Here is a 14,752-nt window from a genome sequence, read left to right on the forward strand (position 1 = left end):
GGCACAGTGGCCCGCGAAACTCTGTTCTCAAAATCTTTTGGCTATTCGGAAGCCGCAGCTATGGTGCGGAAGGGGGGATTTGAACCCCCACGCCTTTCGGCGCCACCCCCTCAAGATGGTGTGTCTGCCAGTTCCACCACTTCCGCACTGGTCCGAAAAGTACGTGAGGTCAATTAATTATAGCAAAGCCAAATACCTCACTATGGAGTCGCGGACAGGTGCCTCAATACTTCACGATAGCAGCGAACGATTGCGGATCGAGGCTGGCGCCGCCAACCAGGGCGCCGTCAATCTCATCTTCTGCCATCAGGGATTTAGCATTCTCCGGCTTCACGCTGCCGCCATAAAGGATTCGCAAGTTCTTGGCCAGCTGGTCGCCGAGGGCTTCGGCCGTCTCTGCCCGGATCACCCGATGAGCCTCGGCAGCAATCTGGGGGGTTGCGGTCTTGCCGGTGCCAATCGCCCACACTGGTTCATAGGCGACGGTCAACTTGGCAGCTTTTTCACCCGAGATCCCGCGAAATGCGCCCACACATTGCCGGCGCAGGACATCTTCGGTGAGCCCAGCCTCGCGCTCCTTGAGCACTTCGCCGACACACACAATCGGAGTCAAACCCGCCTCGAGTGCGCGAGTCAGCTTGCGATTCACAGTGTCGTCGGTTTCCCCAAAATATTGCCGCCGCTCAGAGTGTCCGATGATCACATGGGTGCAGCCCGTCGCCAGCAACATGCCCGCCGAAATCTCCCCTGTGTAGGCTCCCTCTTTCTCCCAGAAAAGGTTCTGACCTCCGATGACGACGCGCGAGCCCCGTGTTTCCTCCACCGCGGCGGGAATGCACACGAACGGTGGACAGACCACTATTTCGTCGCGAGTGTGGTTGGCCACCAGGGGAAGAAATGCTTTCATGAAGACGCGGGTCTCATCCGGCGTCTTATACATCTTCCAGTTGGCAGCAATCAGTTTTTTGCGGGGCATCAGGCGGCGTCGGTGAGAGCTTCTACTCCCGGCAACTTCTTGCCTTCCAGAAACTCCAAGGAAGCTCCGCCTCCGGTTGAGATGTGAGTAATTCGGTCCGCGACATCGGCTTCGCGAACCGCAGAGATGGTGTCGCCGCCGCCCACAATAGACGTAGCGCCAACGTTCTCTGCCACCGCGTGCGCGATCTTCATAGTGCCGTGGGAGAAGGGTTCAACCTCAAAGACTCCCATGGGTCCGTTCCACAGAATAGTGCGGGCGCGAGAGATCTCTTCAGAGAACAATTCGACACTCTGAGGACCAATGTCCAGCGCCATCATGTCGGGAGGAATTGCTTCGTTTTCTCCAATTTTCTTAATTCTTGCGGTGGCGGAAATCTTGTCCGCAACTACATGGTCCACCGGCAACAGAAAGCGCACGCCTTTCGCCTTCGCCTCCTGCATGGTTTGCCGCGCCATGTCCAGCTTGTCTTCCTCCACCAGGGACTTCCCCACCTGCTGCCCCATGGCCTTCAAAAAGGTGTACGCCATCCCACCTCCGATTAACAGCGAGTTCACCTTGCCGATCAAATTGCGTATGACGCCGATCTTGTCACTCACTTTAGCGCCGCCCAGGAGGGTGATAAATGGACGTTCAGGATGGTGCAGAACCTTGCCCAGATACTCGATCTCTTTCTCCATTAGGAAACCTGCGGCAGCCTTGGGCACAAATTTGGTTACCCCGACCGTTGATGCATGAGCGCGATGTGCGGCGCCGAATGCGTCATTCACGTAGTAGTCGCCCAAGCGAGCCAATTGCTGCGCGAACTTTGCATCATTCGCCTCTTCTTCGGGATGGAAGCGCAGATTCTCGAGCAGCAATGTCTGTCCTTTTTCCAGCTTGTTAGCCATCTCCTCCGCCTGCAGTCCAACGCAGTCGGTGGCAAATCCAACGTTTTCACTCCGGCTGAGCTGCTGGTCGAGCAGGATGCGCAACCGTTCCGCTACGGGCTTTAGGCTATAGCGTGGATCCGGCTTGCCTTTGGGCCGCCCCAGGTGAGACGTCAGTATCAGCCGCGAACCATGACGCAACGCATATTCGATGGTTGGCAACGTCAGGCGAATGCGAGTGTCATCGAGGACGCCGCCGTCTTCCCCTAGTGGAACGTTGAAATCAACGCGCATCAGGATGCGATGCCCGCTTAAGGGAATATCGCGGATTGAGAGCTTGTGGAAGACGCTCGTGCCACGAAGCGTTGCGGAAGGTGCATGGTTCGTCAGCATCTAGACCTCATTCGCGCCGCGGGCGGCTGGCGCTCAGTTGATTACTTCGATGTGATCAGAGTCCTTTAGCGCCGATGAAGTTGACTAAATCCCGCACCCGGCAGGAATATCCCCATTCGTTGTCATACCAGGAGATCACTTTCACGCAGTTCCCCGCCACCACGCGGGTCATGGGCGCGTCCACAATGGACGAACGCGAATCGCCGCGGAAATCCGTGGAAACCAGTTCGCCTTCTTCGAATCCCAAATAGCCCTTCAGAGGCGCAGTCCCTGAAGCCCTCTTCATGGCTCCGTTAACATCCTCGGCGCTGGTCTTCTTTTCTACGAATGCCACCAGATCAACTACGGAAACGTTGGGCGTGGGCACGCGCATCGCGAAGCCGTCGAGCTTGCCCTTCAGCTCAGGAATTACCAAGTGCAGTGCCTTGGCGGCGCCGGTGCTGGTGGGAATCATGTTGATTGCGGCGGCCCGGGCTCGACGTAAATCCTTGTGGGGGAAATCCAGAATTACCTGGTCATTAGTATAGGAGTGGATGGTCGTCATGGTCCCGCTCACGATCTTGAACTCATCGTTGATTACTTTCGCGATCGGCGCGAGGCAGTTGGTGGTACAAGATGCATTCGAAATAATGTGGTGCTTGGCGGGGTCGTAGACATTCTGGTTAACGCCAAGCACAACAGTGACATCTTCATTCTTGGCCGGAGCAGTAATAATGACCTTCTTCACCGGCCCGCGCAGGTGTTTCTTAGCATCGTTGGCGTCGGTAAATCGGCCAGTGGACTCGATCACAACCTGGGCACCTACGGATGACCAATCCAACTTAGCAGGATCCTTTTCAGCAAAAACGCGAATACTACGGCCGTCGATTCGGATGCAGTCGGCGCCGGCATTGATGTTCTGGTGCAGGTTGCCGAGGATGGAATCGTACTTAAGTAAGTGCGCCAGCGTGCCCGGATCGGTAAGATCGTTGACCGCTACAAATTCCAGATTCGAATCCTGGAGGGCTGTCCGCAGGATGTTGCGGCCGATACGCCCAAACCCATTTATGCCTACTTTGATTGCCATATTGCCTCCGGGTCAGTAAGAAAGGTTACGGTGAGTTGCGGCCAAAATTTGTAATCAGCGATTGAACAAGCAAAAATCGTAACATCGGGCAGCAGTAGGCGCAAATGGGTGAGGGATACCGAATGGGGCTGCGAATTGGTCTCGTCCCAGTAATGCGCTCGGGGCTGAATACCTTTCGTAACTTGTACTCAGCTTAGGGCCCATGCTCCAATCTCCAAAATGGGAAACGGCGAAAGTGGAGCGAAACAACCCGCCGATGAAAGACGCCGGGCGGAGCGCCGGCGCGGCGCCGATCGCCGGGGCAGCGCGTCTGAACGCCGGGCGGGAGCTTCGGGACGCCGCTCGGTAGACCAGTTTGCAGAAAGCGATGTGCACGTGCTCACTCTGGCAGCAGCCGTCATCCTCGCGCCCAGGTTGCAAGCTCTGGAATTCCGCGACACCATGGGAATTCGCAAGCTGATTCACGAGGCGGTGAACCTTTCCAGGCTGATCCTGCAAAAAGCGGAGGTGGAGCACGCCAGAGATTTTGTGGAAGAGGAATCTGCGCGAAAACGCAACCTGCAATAGCCTCCTCTTTGATTGCTTTCACAGCTTTTTCACCTTCCTTATTAGCGCATCAGCAGATTGCCCACTCACAGCTCTCTGTGTTACAAGCCAAACATGAGGAAGTGGATGCGCGACCGCCTGCGTCGCGGCAAGAAAAAGCCCGAATCTGGCACCCCAGAGCCTGCACAAAGTCCCTCTCCAGAATTGCCACCGTTGCAACCTTACCTTATGGACCGGGACTCCCTTGTAGAAACCGAGAAGCCTACAGCAAACCGACCTAGGATCATCGAGGAGCAGCCGACGCCGGCGGAGAAGCTGCCCGCCGAGGCGCGCGCTGCCACTTCCTCCGGTGAAGCGCCCAAGCGTAAACGGCGTCGTGGCCGCCGCGGGCGTGGTAAATCGCAAGGGAGAGCATCGGGCACACAGCAGCGTGGCGCACAGCCTCTGCAGCCGGCTTATCCCGAAGGCAGCGGTCCAGGAGACTTGAGCGGTGCAAGTGCAGAGTCGTCAGAAGCTCGGCCTTCGCACTCGGCCGCGCATCCTGCGCACCGGCCGCAACGCCACCAGCCCCAGCGCCAACCGCGTGCGCCACAACCGGCGCCAGGTCAACAGCTCAGGCCGTCGAAGGGAGTGGTAGTGCTGGCCATTGGCCTGCCGGGTTCAGGGAAAAGTACATGGTTTAAGCGCAAGAATGTGGTTCCGCTCTCCAGCGACATGCTGCGGGCCATGCTCTTTGATGACGTAACCCAGCAGCGCTTCCAGGACCTGGTTTTTTCCACCCTGCGTTCGCTGTTGCGCGCCCGGATGATCGCGGGCATGCCCACGAATTACGTTGATGCTACGAACCTGTCACCCCACGAACGGCGCAGCTGGATCAAGATGGCACACGACTTCGGTTACGAGGTGCAGGCGGTGTTCTTCGACGTCCCGGTGGAGGTCTGCATGGAACGCAATCGCCGCCGCGAACGGGTGGTGCCGGAAGATGTGATGCAGCGCATGGCCGCGAAACTGCGGCCGCCTGAATTTGAGGAGGGCTTTTCGAAGGTGACTGTGGTGCGGGTCAAAGAGAAAGCCTAGCCGGCTATTTCAAATACGGCAGCAATTCTTTAAACGCCGGAACGCCTGACGAGCGCAGCAACTCATACATCATCATTTCAGTGGAAGAAATCACTGCCCCGGCATCGCGCATTCGCTCCAGCCCGATTTTCCAATTCCACTCTGAGCGCGAACTCACAGCGTCAGAAGCGACATGCACTAAATAGCCGTTGTTGAGCGCGCCCAGCGCAGTCTGCATTACGCAGATGTGTGCCTCCATACCGCAAAGCAGTATCGTATTTCGGCGGCCAGGCAGCCGCTGGAGCGTGTTGCAGAATTCCGCGCTGCCGAAACAGGAGAATTGCTGCTTATCAGTGACTGCTACGTCGGTTAACAACTCGCTGATTTCCGGAACAATATTGCCCAGGCCCTTGGCATATTGCGTAGTAGCGAGCACTGGCAGCTTCAACAGCCTGGCCAGGCGGATCAGCAGTTGCGTATTCCGCACCAGCCGGTCTTTTTCGTAGATGGGCGGCAGGAGCTTCTCCTGAACATCCACAACTAGCAAAGCGCACTTTTCTGCTTCGAGCGGCCGGCGAGCTACTTCGCTAATAGAGGTGATGCTCCCGACGACTGTGCCCATGAAAGCTCCTCATCACTTCCCGAGATTCTAACGCTTGCCCTGCTTATGATGGTGCAGTGCTGTCTCGACCAGCAGCTCGCAGTAGTCACTCGGGAGTGCAGCGCTCGCCGGCTGCTCAGGTCTGCTGAAATACGCGCCACTGAAGGCTTCCGGCCCACAACAATGGCATCTTTCTTTAGCACAAACAGATCTAATAACTAGCAATTTATGACAAGGCTGAGGTAGGCAGGACCGGTCGGCGCCAGCCTCTCTGATAACGAGTTGCATTTACGGCGGGAGCGTTTGCTCCTGCCGATGCTTTTTTAGGAAGCAGAGGCGCTGCTGAAACTCCGGTTCCCTGCCCAGTTACATCGAAGGAGGCACCTAAGATGTTTGAACAGAGCCTCATTGAATCCAGCAATAAGAAACCTGGCACCCGCCGCGGAGCGGCTACAGTCCTATCATTTTGCGATCCAGGGCGCGATTATCGCCATCCTCGTGCTGCTGCCGTTATTGTTCGTGCAAGCTTTGCCGACGCACACGCTGCTTACGGAACTGGTGGCCCCTCCGCCACCACCTCCACCTCCGCCGCCTCCAGCGGCAGCCGCCGCAGTGAGACCGCGGGCGGTTAAAACCGTGGCCGATACCGGCGAGCTTCACACTCCTACCCGCATTCCGAAGAAGGTCATGAGGGTGGAGGACGTGGAGCAAGCTTCGGCTGCGCCTCCTCCGGGCGCGGTAACCGGCGGTGTTCCGGGCGGAGTCGCCGGCGGACAAATCGGCGGCGTTTTGGGCGGCGTGCTTGCCTCGACTCCGGTGGCCGTGCCCAAAATAGCGGCGCCACAGCGCGTTCGCGTCTCGCAGGGCGTGACCCAGGGTCTGTTACAGCATAAGGTTGAGCCACAATATCCGGCCCTCGCCCGCTCAGCTCGCGTTCAGGGCACCGTGATTCTGCACGCCCTCATTGGAAAAGATGGCCAGGTGAAAAATCTGCAGTTGGTGAGCGGCCATCCCATGCTAGCCAAGGCAGCCTTGGATGCGGTTCGGCAATGGAAATATAAGCCCTACTCCCTGAACGGACAGCCGACCGAAATTGAAACCGAGGTCACGGTGAACTTCACACTGAACAGCTGATCGCATCCGGAGGACTAAACCACAGAGGGACACAGAGTACAGGGAGGTAAAGCTCGATACGAAGATCTCATTACTTTGTGTCCCCTGATATTGGCTTGCGACGATCGAAACCAGAAACTGAAAACTGGCGACTGACAATTGCCCACTGATCTCTTGTATCTTGCCTGCTTTCAACAGCATCTAATCAATTGACTTCCAAGTGCTTACTACCTAAATTGGAAGTAGTTCTTTGAAGGTCCGCAAATCGGCCGCAGGTTACATTCAGTACCATCCAACGCGGCCGCCCGAATGGGGGCGTCACGGCTTCGACGGGGATGCTTGCGGCCAAGAGGCATGCCGGGGGGCACACACCCGTAATCGCGTGCAAAACTAGAAATGCCAATCAACAGATGGCATACGCTGCTTAATTAGTTAAGTAGCCGCTCTCCGCCGCTTTGCCCGTGGGCTGCGGAAGGGCGTCGCACAGCGGGCTGGCTTGCGCGGCTACGTCTGGGCCGCGCGGGCGAGATCCACAGGCTAGCGACTCGCGTTTCTTGTCGGTCCTGAGCGCGCGTCGCGAACGTTCCCGGGTAATTCCGGGAGCATGGACTCGACTACGCATGTAGTCTCTTGACCAGTAACATCTTCGGACGCGGGTTCGACTCCCGCCGCCTCCACACTCTTTTCATTCAGCAACTTACGCTGATCTCCACCGCGAGTTCCCAGTCCGAAACACAAGCCGGGTGCGCTCTTCAAGATGGCCAGCCGGGTACTTTGTGATGAGCCACACATCGGCGTTCCATCAGAAACATCACACCCTCCGAATAACCAGAACTAGGTTGGGTTGCAAATAACTTCCGCATAGCCCGTCAGTCACCCAGCGGAAATCCTTGTGGCGCGATGAACGCGGGCGTGAAGAGACCTCTGAAACCAAAATTACGTTTCCGCTCGATTTCTCTCTGTACAGCGTCTTCGGCCAAACCCGTCCGGTGGACCGCAAAGCCTTTGTTCTCCAAAAACGTATTGATGCGAACGACGAGCGTGGAGATTGGCAAGGATCGGCGTGGGCATCGCTATCCCTTCCACATCAATGCACATTATTTCCTAACGAGCATCGCGACAGCACACACCGCAAGGGCCGCAAAAATCAGTCCGGCTGTGAAGTGCAACGTCCGCCGCAAGGGGCCTTTCGAATACAGCGGCGGGGCACCAGTAATGCTGCTACGAAGAAAGACGAACGCTGCCCACAAACTTAGTGCCAAGGCGACAAGAACTCCCACTGAGCGGCCCCCTGACACGCGAATTGCGAGAATCACGGAAGTAGTCACGTTCTTGGAAGCCCGGCGCTATCGATGTTGCTCGTAACCTGAAGTTTCTTGAGACTGCTATCGAGTAGGTAGTATCCGAATGGCAATGCAACGATATTTGCGATGAAAGCGAGCATGGGGATGAACGCAAAAGAAAGCAGGAGGAATGCGATCTGAACGAAAGCCAACAAAGCGGCCCTCCGCCACACGGCTAAGGACCTGCAATGCTTGCGATATAACTTAAGGACATATGCAATCGTCCCAAGCGGAAGCAGCGCAGCCGCCGTCCATGTGAACCACGGTAGATTCAACAAATGCAAGAGCATGATCCTCACCTTTACGGACTACTTGCACTGCCCCGAAGACGCAGATCCATATTCGTTAACCAATGCGACTGCTCCTTGGTAATCAGCATTTGCAAGAAGTCCTGCCAAACCGGCCCGAGCTCCCGCCTGTTCGCCAATCGTGTATTTCGAGATTCTAGATCCATGTTTGGCCACTTGCTGCGCAGCCACAATGCCCACCTCATTGGAATAGTCGGCCATTACAGTCCCTACACCGATGACCTCGCCTAGAGAGGGGCTCGGCGGCGCAGAACTATTCACAAAACCGCTTTCGGCGTCTGCTAAGAACTGGCCAAAGCATGAAGGCCTCGAGTCGCTCTCTGGACCGAATACTGAAAAGTCCGTGAAGAATGATTTTGTGAAGTTCCACGCCCAACTACTGTTGTTTGCGGCCTCAGATCCTACAGGTCACCAATCATCGAGTACGTGTCATCGCGACTAGGAAAGAGGCCAGCAACAGGATCAAGCTAGCGAAACCCCAGTAGAGCATCCACGCAGAGGACCTTCCGCGATTCGTAGTTTCCTTAGCAGAGCTTATCGACTCAAAGTCCAAGACTACGTCCTGGGATTTTCGACGGAGAATCCATCCAGTCATCAGCCATGCTAACCCGGACACCACGCTGATCGACACAAGAAATGGGGCTGCTGCCCACCAAGCAAAGAGTGTCTCATGCTCGCCTACTGCAACAACTGTGAGAGCGAGAAAACAAAGATATTTAGTCAACGTGAGCCAGGGTTCCAACCAGTCTGCACCATACTTCACCCGACACACGGCCAGAGCGGTGAGAGAGCCACCAACCCCAAGTACTAGGAAGATCTGGATGTCGTCGATCAGATGCGTCATCGTCCTAGTCCCTCACTGGTGCGCGTAGCAGTAAGCGGCTGAACCGGCATAGACAAGCGCATCGAATCCGAGCTTGCCCAAACCTAATGGAGTTCCCGCTAAAAGCGCGTCGGTAGCAACCCCGAATAGCCCTTAGAAGTGGCTACAGGCACACCGACCTTTACGAGTGCCTCGCCGACGACCGGCAATCCCTGGGACAAAAGCTGCGTTTGTATGCTCGCGAGCTAGCCGGGGTACCTCCAAGATCGTATAGGCGTTTTGTATCATTGAGGTTCATGTTGTAAATAGATCATGTGCGTTCGGAAAAGCCACCTGTAACAAGTTTCGTGTGTAATTCATGTGTAATCGAACGCCCATTTTGGCAGATTGAGCGTTTCTCGCGTTACCGTGTTTTTAATAACTTCCGTAGAATGAGTAAACCGAAATGTTTCGACTCCCGCCGCCTCCACCATCCATTTACCCTGGCTTCGCGTACCCGGCGTGTACCTCGGCCCCCTCAGGGTCGAAATAAATACGACACTTTGACGAAGAACTGCCGCCCATCGTTTATAAACGCGTTCGGCCTGGTGAGCAGGCCCGTGGACGTCGGGATCAGGCGCCGGTCGAGGTTCTGGAGATTGCTGTTATAGCCTAAATAGATTGCTGTCCCGGGATTGACCAGGTAAGTGATGAGGAAGTCAGTATTCACATTCTTGGTTGGCGAAAGCGAACTGATCAGCGGGTTCGACAGAACCGACATGTACTGGACGATCACCCGCGCCGAGAGTTCGCGGGTGAACTGCCAATTCCACTTGCTCCTTACGATGTGATTGGTCACCGCCGTGAGCCGCGTATCGCGCTCCCGCACATGTTCCAACAAGTAACTATTGTCTACGCGTAGCCGGCCTGAAGCGTGGATGGTCACCTTCAGGTCCCCGATGTCCTCGTGGCCGATTAGAGGAATCCGACCCGCAGCCGGGTTATAGTTCACTCCGGCTCCGGAGAGAAAGGACCAGCTCACGTCGAACTGCTTGAACCAACTAGTACCTCCTTCAATACCCCAAAATGGCTGTGGATATGACGTGACGTGCGTCAGTCCGGCGTAGTCCTGCGGACGAAGAAATACTCCGTCGTATCCGAAGGGATGCAAGTTGACCCACGTCGCGCGCGTCAGGTCCACACGCATTCCGGGGAGCACGAAATAATCAAGTGCGGTGCCGCGATGGTCCCAGATACTGAAGTGTCGTAGTGTGGGTCCCCAGGAGATTAGCGTCTTTCCCTCTGGCCGAAAGAAATAAGTCGCGTTGAGGTTCTCCTGGCGTATATCGGTCCGGTTCACGAAACCAGTTTCCGTATCAAAGCCGGGACTGTAATCAACATACAGAGATTGCAGATTGAACTTGCGCCCTGCGCGCTCAAGGTCGAGCTGGTACCCCGGTCCTGCGGAATGCGACCCGTCTAGATTCAGAGTCGAACTGGTCACTGCCGCTCCCTGCACCCGCCAGTTCTGATTCAGCCTGATGTTCGCGTCCACTCCGCCAACCCGATTGTAGGAGCCGGCGAATTCACGGTCGGTGTACAGGGCGCCAATGGTGGACTGCTGCAAAATGTCACGGCTTACGCGCGCGATCGTGAACGCGGCGCGGTCGCCACTGTGAGGGTCGGATGGCGGCACTCTCTCCCCCGGGGACCGGTCGTCGCTGGCCAGCACGCCCACGGCCCAAGGTCCCGATTTGCCGGTAAGGCGAAGTCCAAACTCCGGGTGTGCAATCCGTCTCGTGAACACCAGCTTGATCGGCGCTGTGAAGTAGTTGCTGTTCTCCAAGAAGAAGGGACGTTTTTCCGGAAAGAATACTTCGAACCTCTGGTTTACTGTAATCTGCGGCTGGTCGGATTCCACCTGGCTGAAGTCCGGGTTAATCGTTCCATCCAGCACGAAGCTGTTGTGCAGAATGAACTTCGAATCCAGGCCAACGTTTGCCTGCAGTCTGCGGCTTGCGAAGACAGGACTGTTAGGATCGCGCTGGTCAAGCTCCCGGTATCCACGCGCCAATACATAGGGTATGAACTGCATATTGCGGCTCGGAGAAATTCGCTCCAGGCCCGCCGCCGTTGCCGCTTGATTGAACCGTCCTTGAATACGAACCGAAATCCGCGGCCAGAACAAGTTTTCGTTCGTGCGGGGGATACTGCGGTTCAGAATGAGTCCCCATTCTTGGGTATCGGTTTTGGGAAAGCGCAGGCTCTTGAACGGTATTGCCATGAGGACCACATAGCCTTTCCCGGTAATCCGACCCTCGGAATGCCATACCGTGTCGAAAGACGGATCGAAGCCTGCGAAATCTCCCGGTGAACCGTTCTGGATGGCGCCTTCGGTCCAAAGCGCATCCCACTGGATACCGAGAGGGTTCGTGGCGAAGGCATACCCACGGCGAGCGTCGTGAAACGTGTCAATCATGAGCTCCGCCGAGTCGTCGGAGAGGATGTCCTCGCGCCGGGTCATCCGCGCACGAATTTTGTTCGGCTCCTTGTCCCAGCAGACAAATACCGCATATAGATTGTGTTGGTCATAGCCGAGGTACACGTCCGTGGCCTGGCTTGGTTCAGTCCCATCGGCAGGCTCGCGGACGATGAAACCGGTTACCTTCGACATCTCAGCGGCGCGGGACGACGAAGGCTGCATCTCTTCAAAGTCAGCCAGCGATGGCGGCCCGGAGAGACGCGGGATACGAACCGACGGCAGCGTGCCGAACGCAGGTAGGGGCGCTAGCACAAGCGCTGCGGCGACACACCAGAGGTAACTCCAGGTTTTGTGTTGCTTTGGCAAGGCAAAAATATTCTACCCGCATTAATTAAAGCCGCTGCGCGCGTCGGTGGATAAAGAGAAAGCGCGGCAATCGCACGCTGCTTTTTGGTTGCGAAGGTCAGTGTACCGTGGTTTTGTACCCGGCGGCACCTCGGTCCTGCTTGCTTGGCGCCTATCTTGTCACTCTAATTGGAGATTCAATCAGCTTGGGATCAATGTGCGGCGGTAACGACGAGGACCTCGCCTGTCCATCCCAGCGAGTTGGAATTTTGTCGACGCCGATAGGGAATATAGTCAGCGTGCCCGAAGGATCTATGTGCATGCGGAGGAAGTTCTTGTAATCGGCTATATGCAAAGCCGAAAATGCCTCATTTGCATGGCGCCGGAAGAAACGCAAGGACACAAAAAGATAAATGCCCATCAGCATGGCCCCCCAGACATAGCCAACAGCGAATATCAAAATCGCATCCAGCAGGATTCCCTTTAATGAACCCGCAGCGAAACCCGCGAAGTCCGTGGTGATGCGGATTGCCACCCAACTGGCAACAATAATTCCCGCCAGATGGGACAGCGCGTGGACTGTTCCGGCAACATACCGGTAGGCAGGTTTGTGCGTATCGGTGAACGCCCAGAACACAACAATCACAGCGAACATCCAGAAGAAGCCAGCGGGAGAACCGACCAACGCGCGGACAAATGCTTCCGCCATAGCCAATTTTGGCGGATTGGGCGCTAGCCAGCCAAGCTCCCGCAGGACAGGCTCTCGATAAATCCAGGCAATCGCCAAATAAACTGCTCCCGTAAGCAATCCGAAAGTGGGGTTGTAAAAAGGAAACAGCCAATCACGCCACAGGAGACGTTTCGACGTCTTTTGGTCGGGATACTCGGATTTGAGTGCGTAGCGAGTGACTGGCTCTTTACCCACTTTCAGTTCGCTCACATCAGAACCGTACGTTGGGTGGAGAAATGCCCCACCACCTCCGGAAGTGATCAACTGAGTGCGTGCTCCGTCGAGGGACTCGTGTCGGCGGTAATGGTGAAGGTCGCCGGCCAGGGCGACCATCAGCCTCGCGCTGGCGAGCTCGCGGATGACGTTCTTTTCAAGGAAGGCGATGTTCTTACCGAGCTTAGGGTCGTAAATGTTTCCGTAAATCCAGTCCGGTTCTGCGGTAGCCAAAATAACCTGGTCCCCTGGCGACATCTTCTTGGCCACTTCACAGAAATATTCGAGCTGCGGCTGGTCTATATCCGACTCAAGCTGGAGGTCCACACCCCAGAGCCACCAGCCCGCCGGGAGCTTCAGGGCGAAGTAGCTTCTCTTTTGTCGAGTTTGCCACCCGGCGATCCAACGATGTTGGCAAAACAGGCGCGTGAAACTGACCAGCCCATCGTACCAGTCATGATTGCCTGGGATGGCGAAGATCACCGGATGTGGTGGTTCAGTGCGTGGCAGCGCGCTTTTGTAAGGCGCGACCGTACGTTCCTGGTATCCGTCCCGGCTAGCTACCGGATATACCTCATCGCCGCCCATAATAAGTATCCGGCCACGAGAGGTCCGAACAGGGGGACTTTCCTGCCTTGGACTTCCTGGTTTTGAACTTTCCTGTTGTGGAGCAGGAACATCGAGCAAATCCTTAGCCAGCAGTGTGGCAATGGTATGGGTCGAATTCCAGCCATCCCCTAGGTCCGCAACATAGTCAATCCAGATTTCTCGTTCGCCACTGTAATCAAACACATCCTGTGGGCCACTAAAGCTTTCCATTACCCTGTAATCGGATCTGGTACCCAGCACAGCCGAGACGATCACTTCCACGCCGGTATGGAGTAGCTGAACCGGGTCATACCACCTGACCATTTTGCGACGTGGAGGTGAGGTGGTGTCTTTGCTCATTTTGTAATGCGGAAGTGAAGACCAGAGTGTACGACGGATCGAACCCCGCCTGCCTGCCTTTTATAAACTCGACTGGCGCAACGATTCGGAAAAGCGGAATGAGAAGCTAACAAATTATTCTGCGCTGGTGAGGCTCTCACTTCAATTTCTCTCAACGCAGCAAGGAACCGAGCAACTGGCTGGCGCCGTTCCAAAAGATCTGCACGCCGATACACACCAGTAGAAACGACGACAGCTTTAGAACTACGTTCATTCCGGTCGGGCCGATGACCACCGCCAGCCGGTCTGCAAACCCGTAGCAGAGATAAATCGTTACCGCCACCACCGCGCAGCCAATGGCCGCCGCGATAATGGTCAGCAGGCTCGTGCCCAAGTGCTGCGGTTCATTGGCGCCTAGCGTGATGGCAACTGAGATAGAGCCTGGGCCGACTGTCAAGGGCAGCGTCAGCGGGTAAAACGCATCCCGCAGGACATTGGTGCGCTTGACGGTTCGCCCCATTGCTCTTCGGTCATCGTCGTCTTTTTGCTTCAGCATCACCCAACCGGTGGAAATAACGATCAGCCCGCCACCCACCTGCACTACGGGTAGCGAAATCCCAAAAAATGAGAGCACGCGCGATCCAATGGTGAACGACGCGATCAGCAGTACAAAGCTGTTCAGCGCGATGCGGCGGGCTAGCAATTTCCGTGTGTGAGTTGTGTGATCTCTGGTGAGCGCCAGAAACACGGGACTTCCGCCGATCGGGTCCACAATCGGAAAGAGCGCACTCACGACGAGGAAGATACTCTTCGCAGCTTGAATCATTGGAGCACCTCTCCCGCAGGTTGGCCGAAGTTGTCGTTCGTGGCCGTGCTGTCTCCCGTAATATTCCGAAACGCAGCAGCAGCCGCGATCAGCAATCAGGGCTGAATTCTACAGGCAGGTTCGTCGTCTCAGACTGAGAAAGCCTATCTTGTGCCT

At 56.1% G+C, this 14,752-nt stretch carries 11 protein-coding genes, 1 tRNA gene and 1 other RNA gene; 4 read left to right on the forward strand and 9 right to left on the reverse strand.

All coding sequences use genetic code 11. The features are described from left to right. Window positions 1-61: 61 nt before the first annotated feature. The 4 genes from VFA76_09965 to gap form a co-directional block, all read right to left on the reverse strand. Window positions 62-146 (reverse strand) — tRNA-Leu (locus VFA76_09965). 77 nt (window positions 147-223) lie between these two features. Further along, complete coding sequence (gene tpiA, locus VFA76_09970) at window positions 224-976, reverse strand: triose-phosphate isomerase (protein ID HZR32161.1); 753 nt, start codon at window positions 974-976, stop codon at window positions 224-226. Beyond that, window positions 976-2,238, reverse strand: a complete 1,263-nt coding sequence (locus tag VFA76_09975; GenBank protein ID HZR32162.1) for a phosphoglycerate kinase — start codon at window positions 2,236-2,238, stop codon at window positions 976-978. Before VFA76_09975 ends, tpiA begins: the two co-directional genes overlap by 1 nt. Window positions 2,239-2,293: 55 nt before the next feature. Then, window positions 2,294-3,304, reverse strand: coding sequence for a type I glyceraldehyde-3-phosphate dehydrogenase (gap, locus tag VFA76_09980; GenBank protein ID HZR32163.1), 1,011 nt, complete (start codon window positions 3,302-3,304; stop codon window positions 2,294-2,296). A 219-nt stretch (window positions 3,305-3,523) separates the two neighbouring features. Here gap and VFA76_09985 point away from each other — a divergent pair, with 219 nt between their 5' ends. Further along, window positions 3,524-3,871 (forward strand): hypothetical protein, encoded by a 348-nt coding sequence (locus tag VFA76_09985; GenBank protein ID HZR32164.1) that lies wholly within the window; start codon window positions 3,524-3,526, stop codon window positions 3,869-3,871. Window positions 3,872-3,976: 105 nt separating this feature from the next. Next, window positions 3,977-4,927, forward strand: coding sequence for an AAA family ATPase (locus tag VFA76_09990; GenBank protein HZR32165.1), 951 nt, complete (start codon window positions 3,977-3,979; stop codon window positions 4,925-4,927). A 4-nt stretch (window positions 4,928-4,931) separates the two neighbouring features. On the opposite strand, the gene VFA76_09995 is transcribed toward VFA76_09990, so the two are convergent. After that, the gene (locus tag VFA76_09995) at window positions 4,932-5,528 is read right to left on the reverse strand and encodes a hydrolase (GenBank protein ID HZR32166.1); all 597 of its coding nucleotides are present in this window, start codon (window positions 5,526-5,528) and stop codon (window positions 4,932-4,934) included. 387 nt (window positions 5,529-5,915) lie between these two features. Here VFA76_09995 and VFA76_10000 point away from each other — a divergent pair, with 387 nt between their 5' ends. Both VFA76_10000 and ssrA read left to right on the forward strand, forming a co-directional pair. Next, window positions 5,916-6,641 carry a TonB family protein gene (locus tag VFA76_10000; GenBank protein HZR32167.1) on the forward strand — a complete coding sequence of 242 codons (726 nt, stop codon included), beginning with the start codon at window positions 5,916-5,918 and terminating at the stop codon, window positions 6,639-6,641. Between the two features lie 290 nt (window positions 6,642-6,931). Then, window positions 6,932-7,300, forward strand: a transfer-messenger RNA (tmRNA) gene (gene ssrA / locus VFA76_10005). 971 nt (window positions 7,301-8,271) lie between these two features. On the opposite strand, the gene VFA76_10010 is transcribed toward ssrA, so the two are convergent. The 4 genes from VFA76_10010 to VFA76_10025 form a co-directional block, all read right to left on the reverse strand. Then, on the reverse strand, window positions 8,272-8,532 hold the full coding sequence (locus VFA76_10010) for a hypothetical protein (protein HZR32168.1): 261 nt from the start codon (window positions 8,530-8,532) through the stop codon (window positions 8,272-8,274). 1,079 nt (window positions 8,533-9,611) lie between these two features. Continuing rightward, window positions 9,612-11,867, reverse strand: coding sequence for a DUF5916 domain-containing protein (locus tag VFA76_10015; protein ID HZR32169.1), 2,256 nt, complete (start codon window positions 11,865-11,867; stop codon window positions 9,612-9,614). A gap of 205 nt (window positions 11,868-12,072) precedes the next feature. Continuing rightward, window positions 12,073-13,791, reverse strand: a complete 1,719-nt coding sequence (locus VFA76_10020) for a hypothetical protein (GenBank protein ID HZR32170.1) — start codon at window positions 13,789-13,791, stop codon at window positions 12,073-12,075. A 151-nt stretch (window positions 13,792-13,942) separates the two neighbouring features. Then, window positions 13,943-14,596 carry a MarC family protein gene (locus tag VFA76_10025; protein HZR32171.1) on the reverse strand — a complete coding sequence of 218 codons (654 nt, stop codon included), beginning with the start codon at window positions 14,594-14,596 and terminating at the stop codon, window positions 13,943-13,945. Window positions 14,597-14,752: the final 156 nt, after the last annotated feature.

It is taken from the genome of Terriglobales bacterium (assembly GCA_035651655.1).
GTDB lineage: Bacteria > Acidobacteriota > Terriglobia > Terriglobales > Acidobacteriaceae > DASRFG01.

Bases quoted from the DNA above. Each gene is read 5' to 3' on its own strand.
- tpiA (HZR32161.1), bottom strand. From the start codon at position 976: ATGCCCCGCAAAAAACTGATTGCTGCCAACTGGAAGATGTATAAGACG.
- VFA76_09975 (HZR32162.1), bottom strand. From the start codon at position 2,238: ATGCTGACGAACCATGCACCTTCCGCAACGCTTCGTGGCACGAGCGTC.
- gap (HZR32163.1), bottom strand. From the start codon at position 3,304: ATGGCAATCAAAGTAGGCATAAATGGGTTTGGGCGTATCGGCCGCAAC.
- VFA76_09985 (HZR32164.1), top strand. From the start codon at position 3,524: ATGGGAAACGGCGAAAGTGGAGCGAAACAACCCGCCGATGAAAGACGC.
- VFA76_09990 (HZR32165.1), top strand. From the start codon at position 3,977: ATGCGCGACCGCCTGCGTCGCGGCAAGAAAAAGCCCGAATCTGGCACC.
- VFA76_09995 (HZR32166.1), bottom strand. From the start codon at position 5,528: ATGGGCACAGTCGTCGGGAGCATCACCTCTATTAGCGAAGTAGCTCGC.
- VFA76_10020 (HZR32170.1), bottom strand. From the start codon at position 13,791: ATGAGCAAAGACACCACCTCACCTCCACGTCGCAAAATGGTCAGGTGG.
- VFA76_10025 (HZR32171.1), bottom strand. From the start codon at position 14,596: ATGATTCAAGCTGCGAAGAGTATCTTCCTCGTCGTGAGTGCGCTCTTT.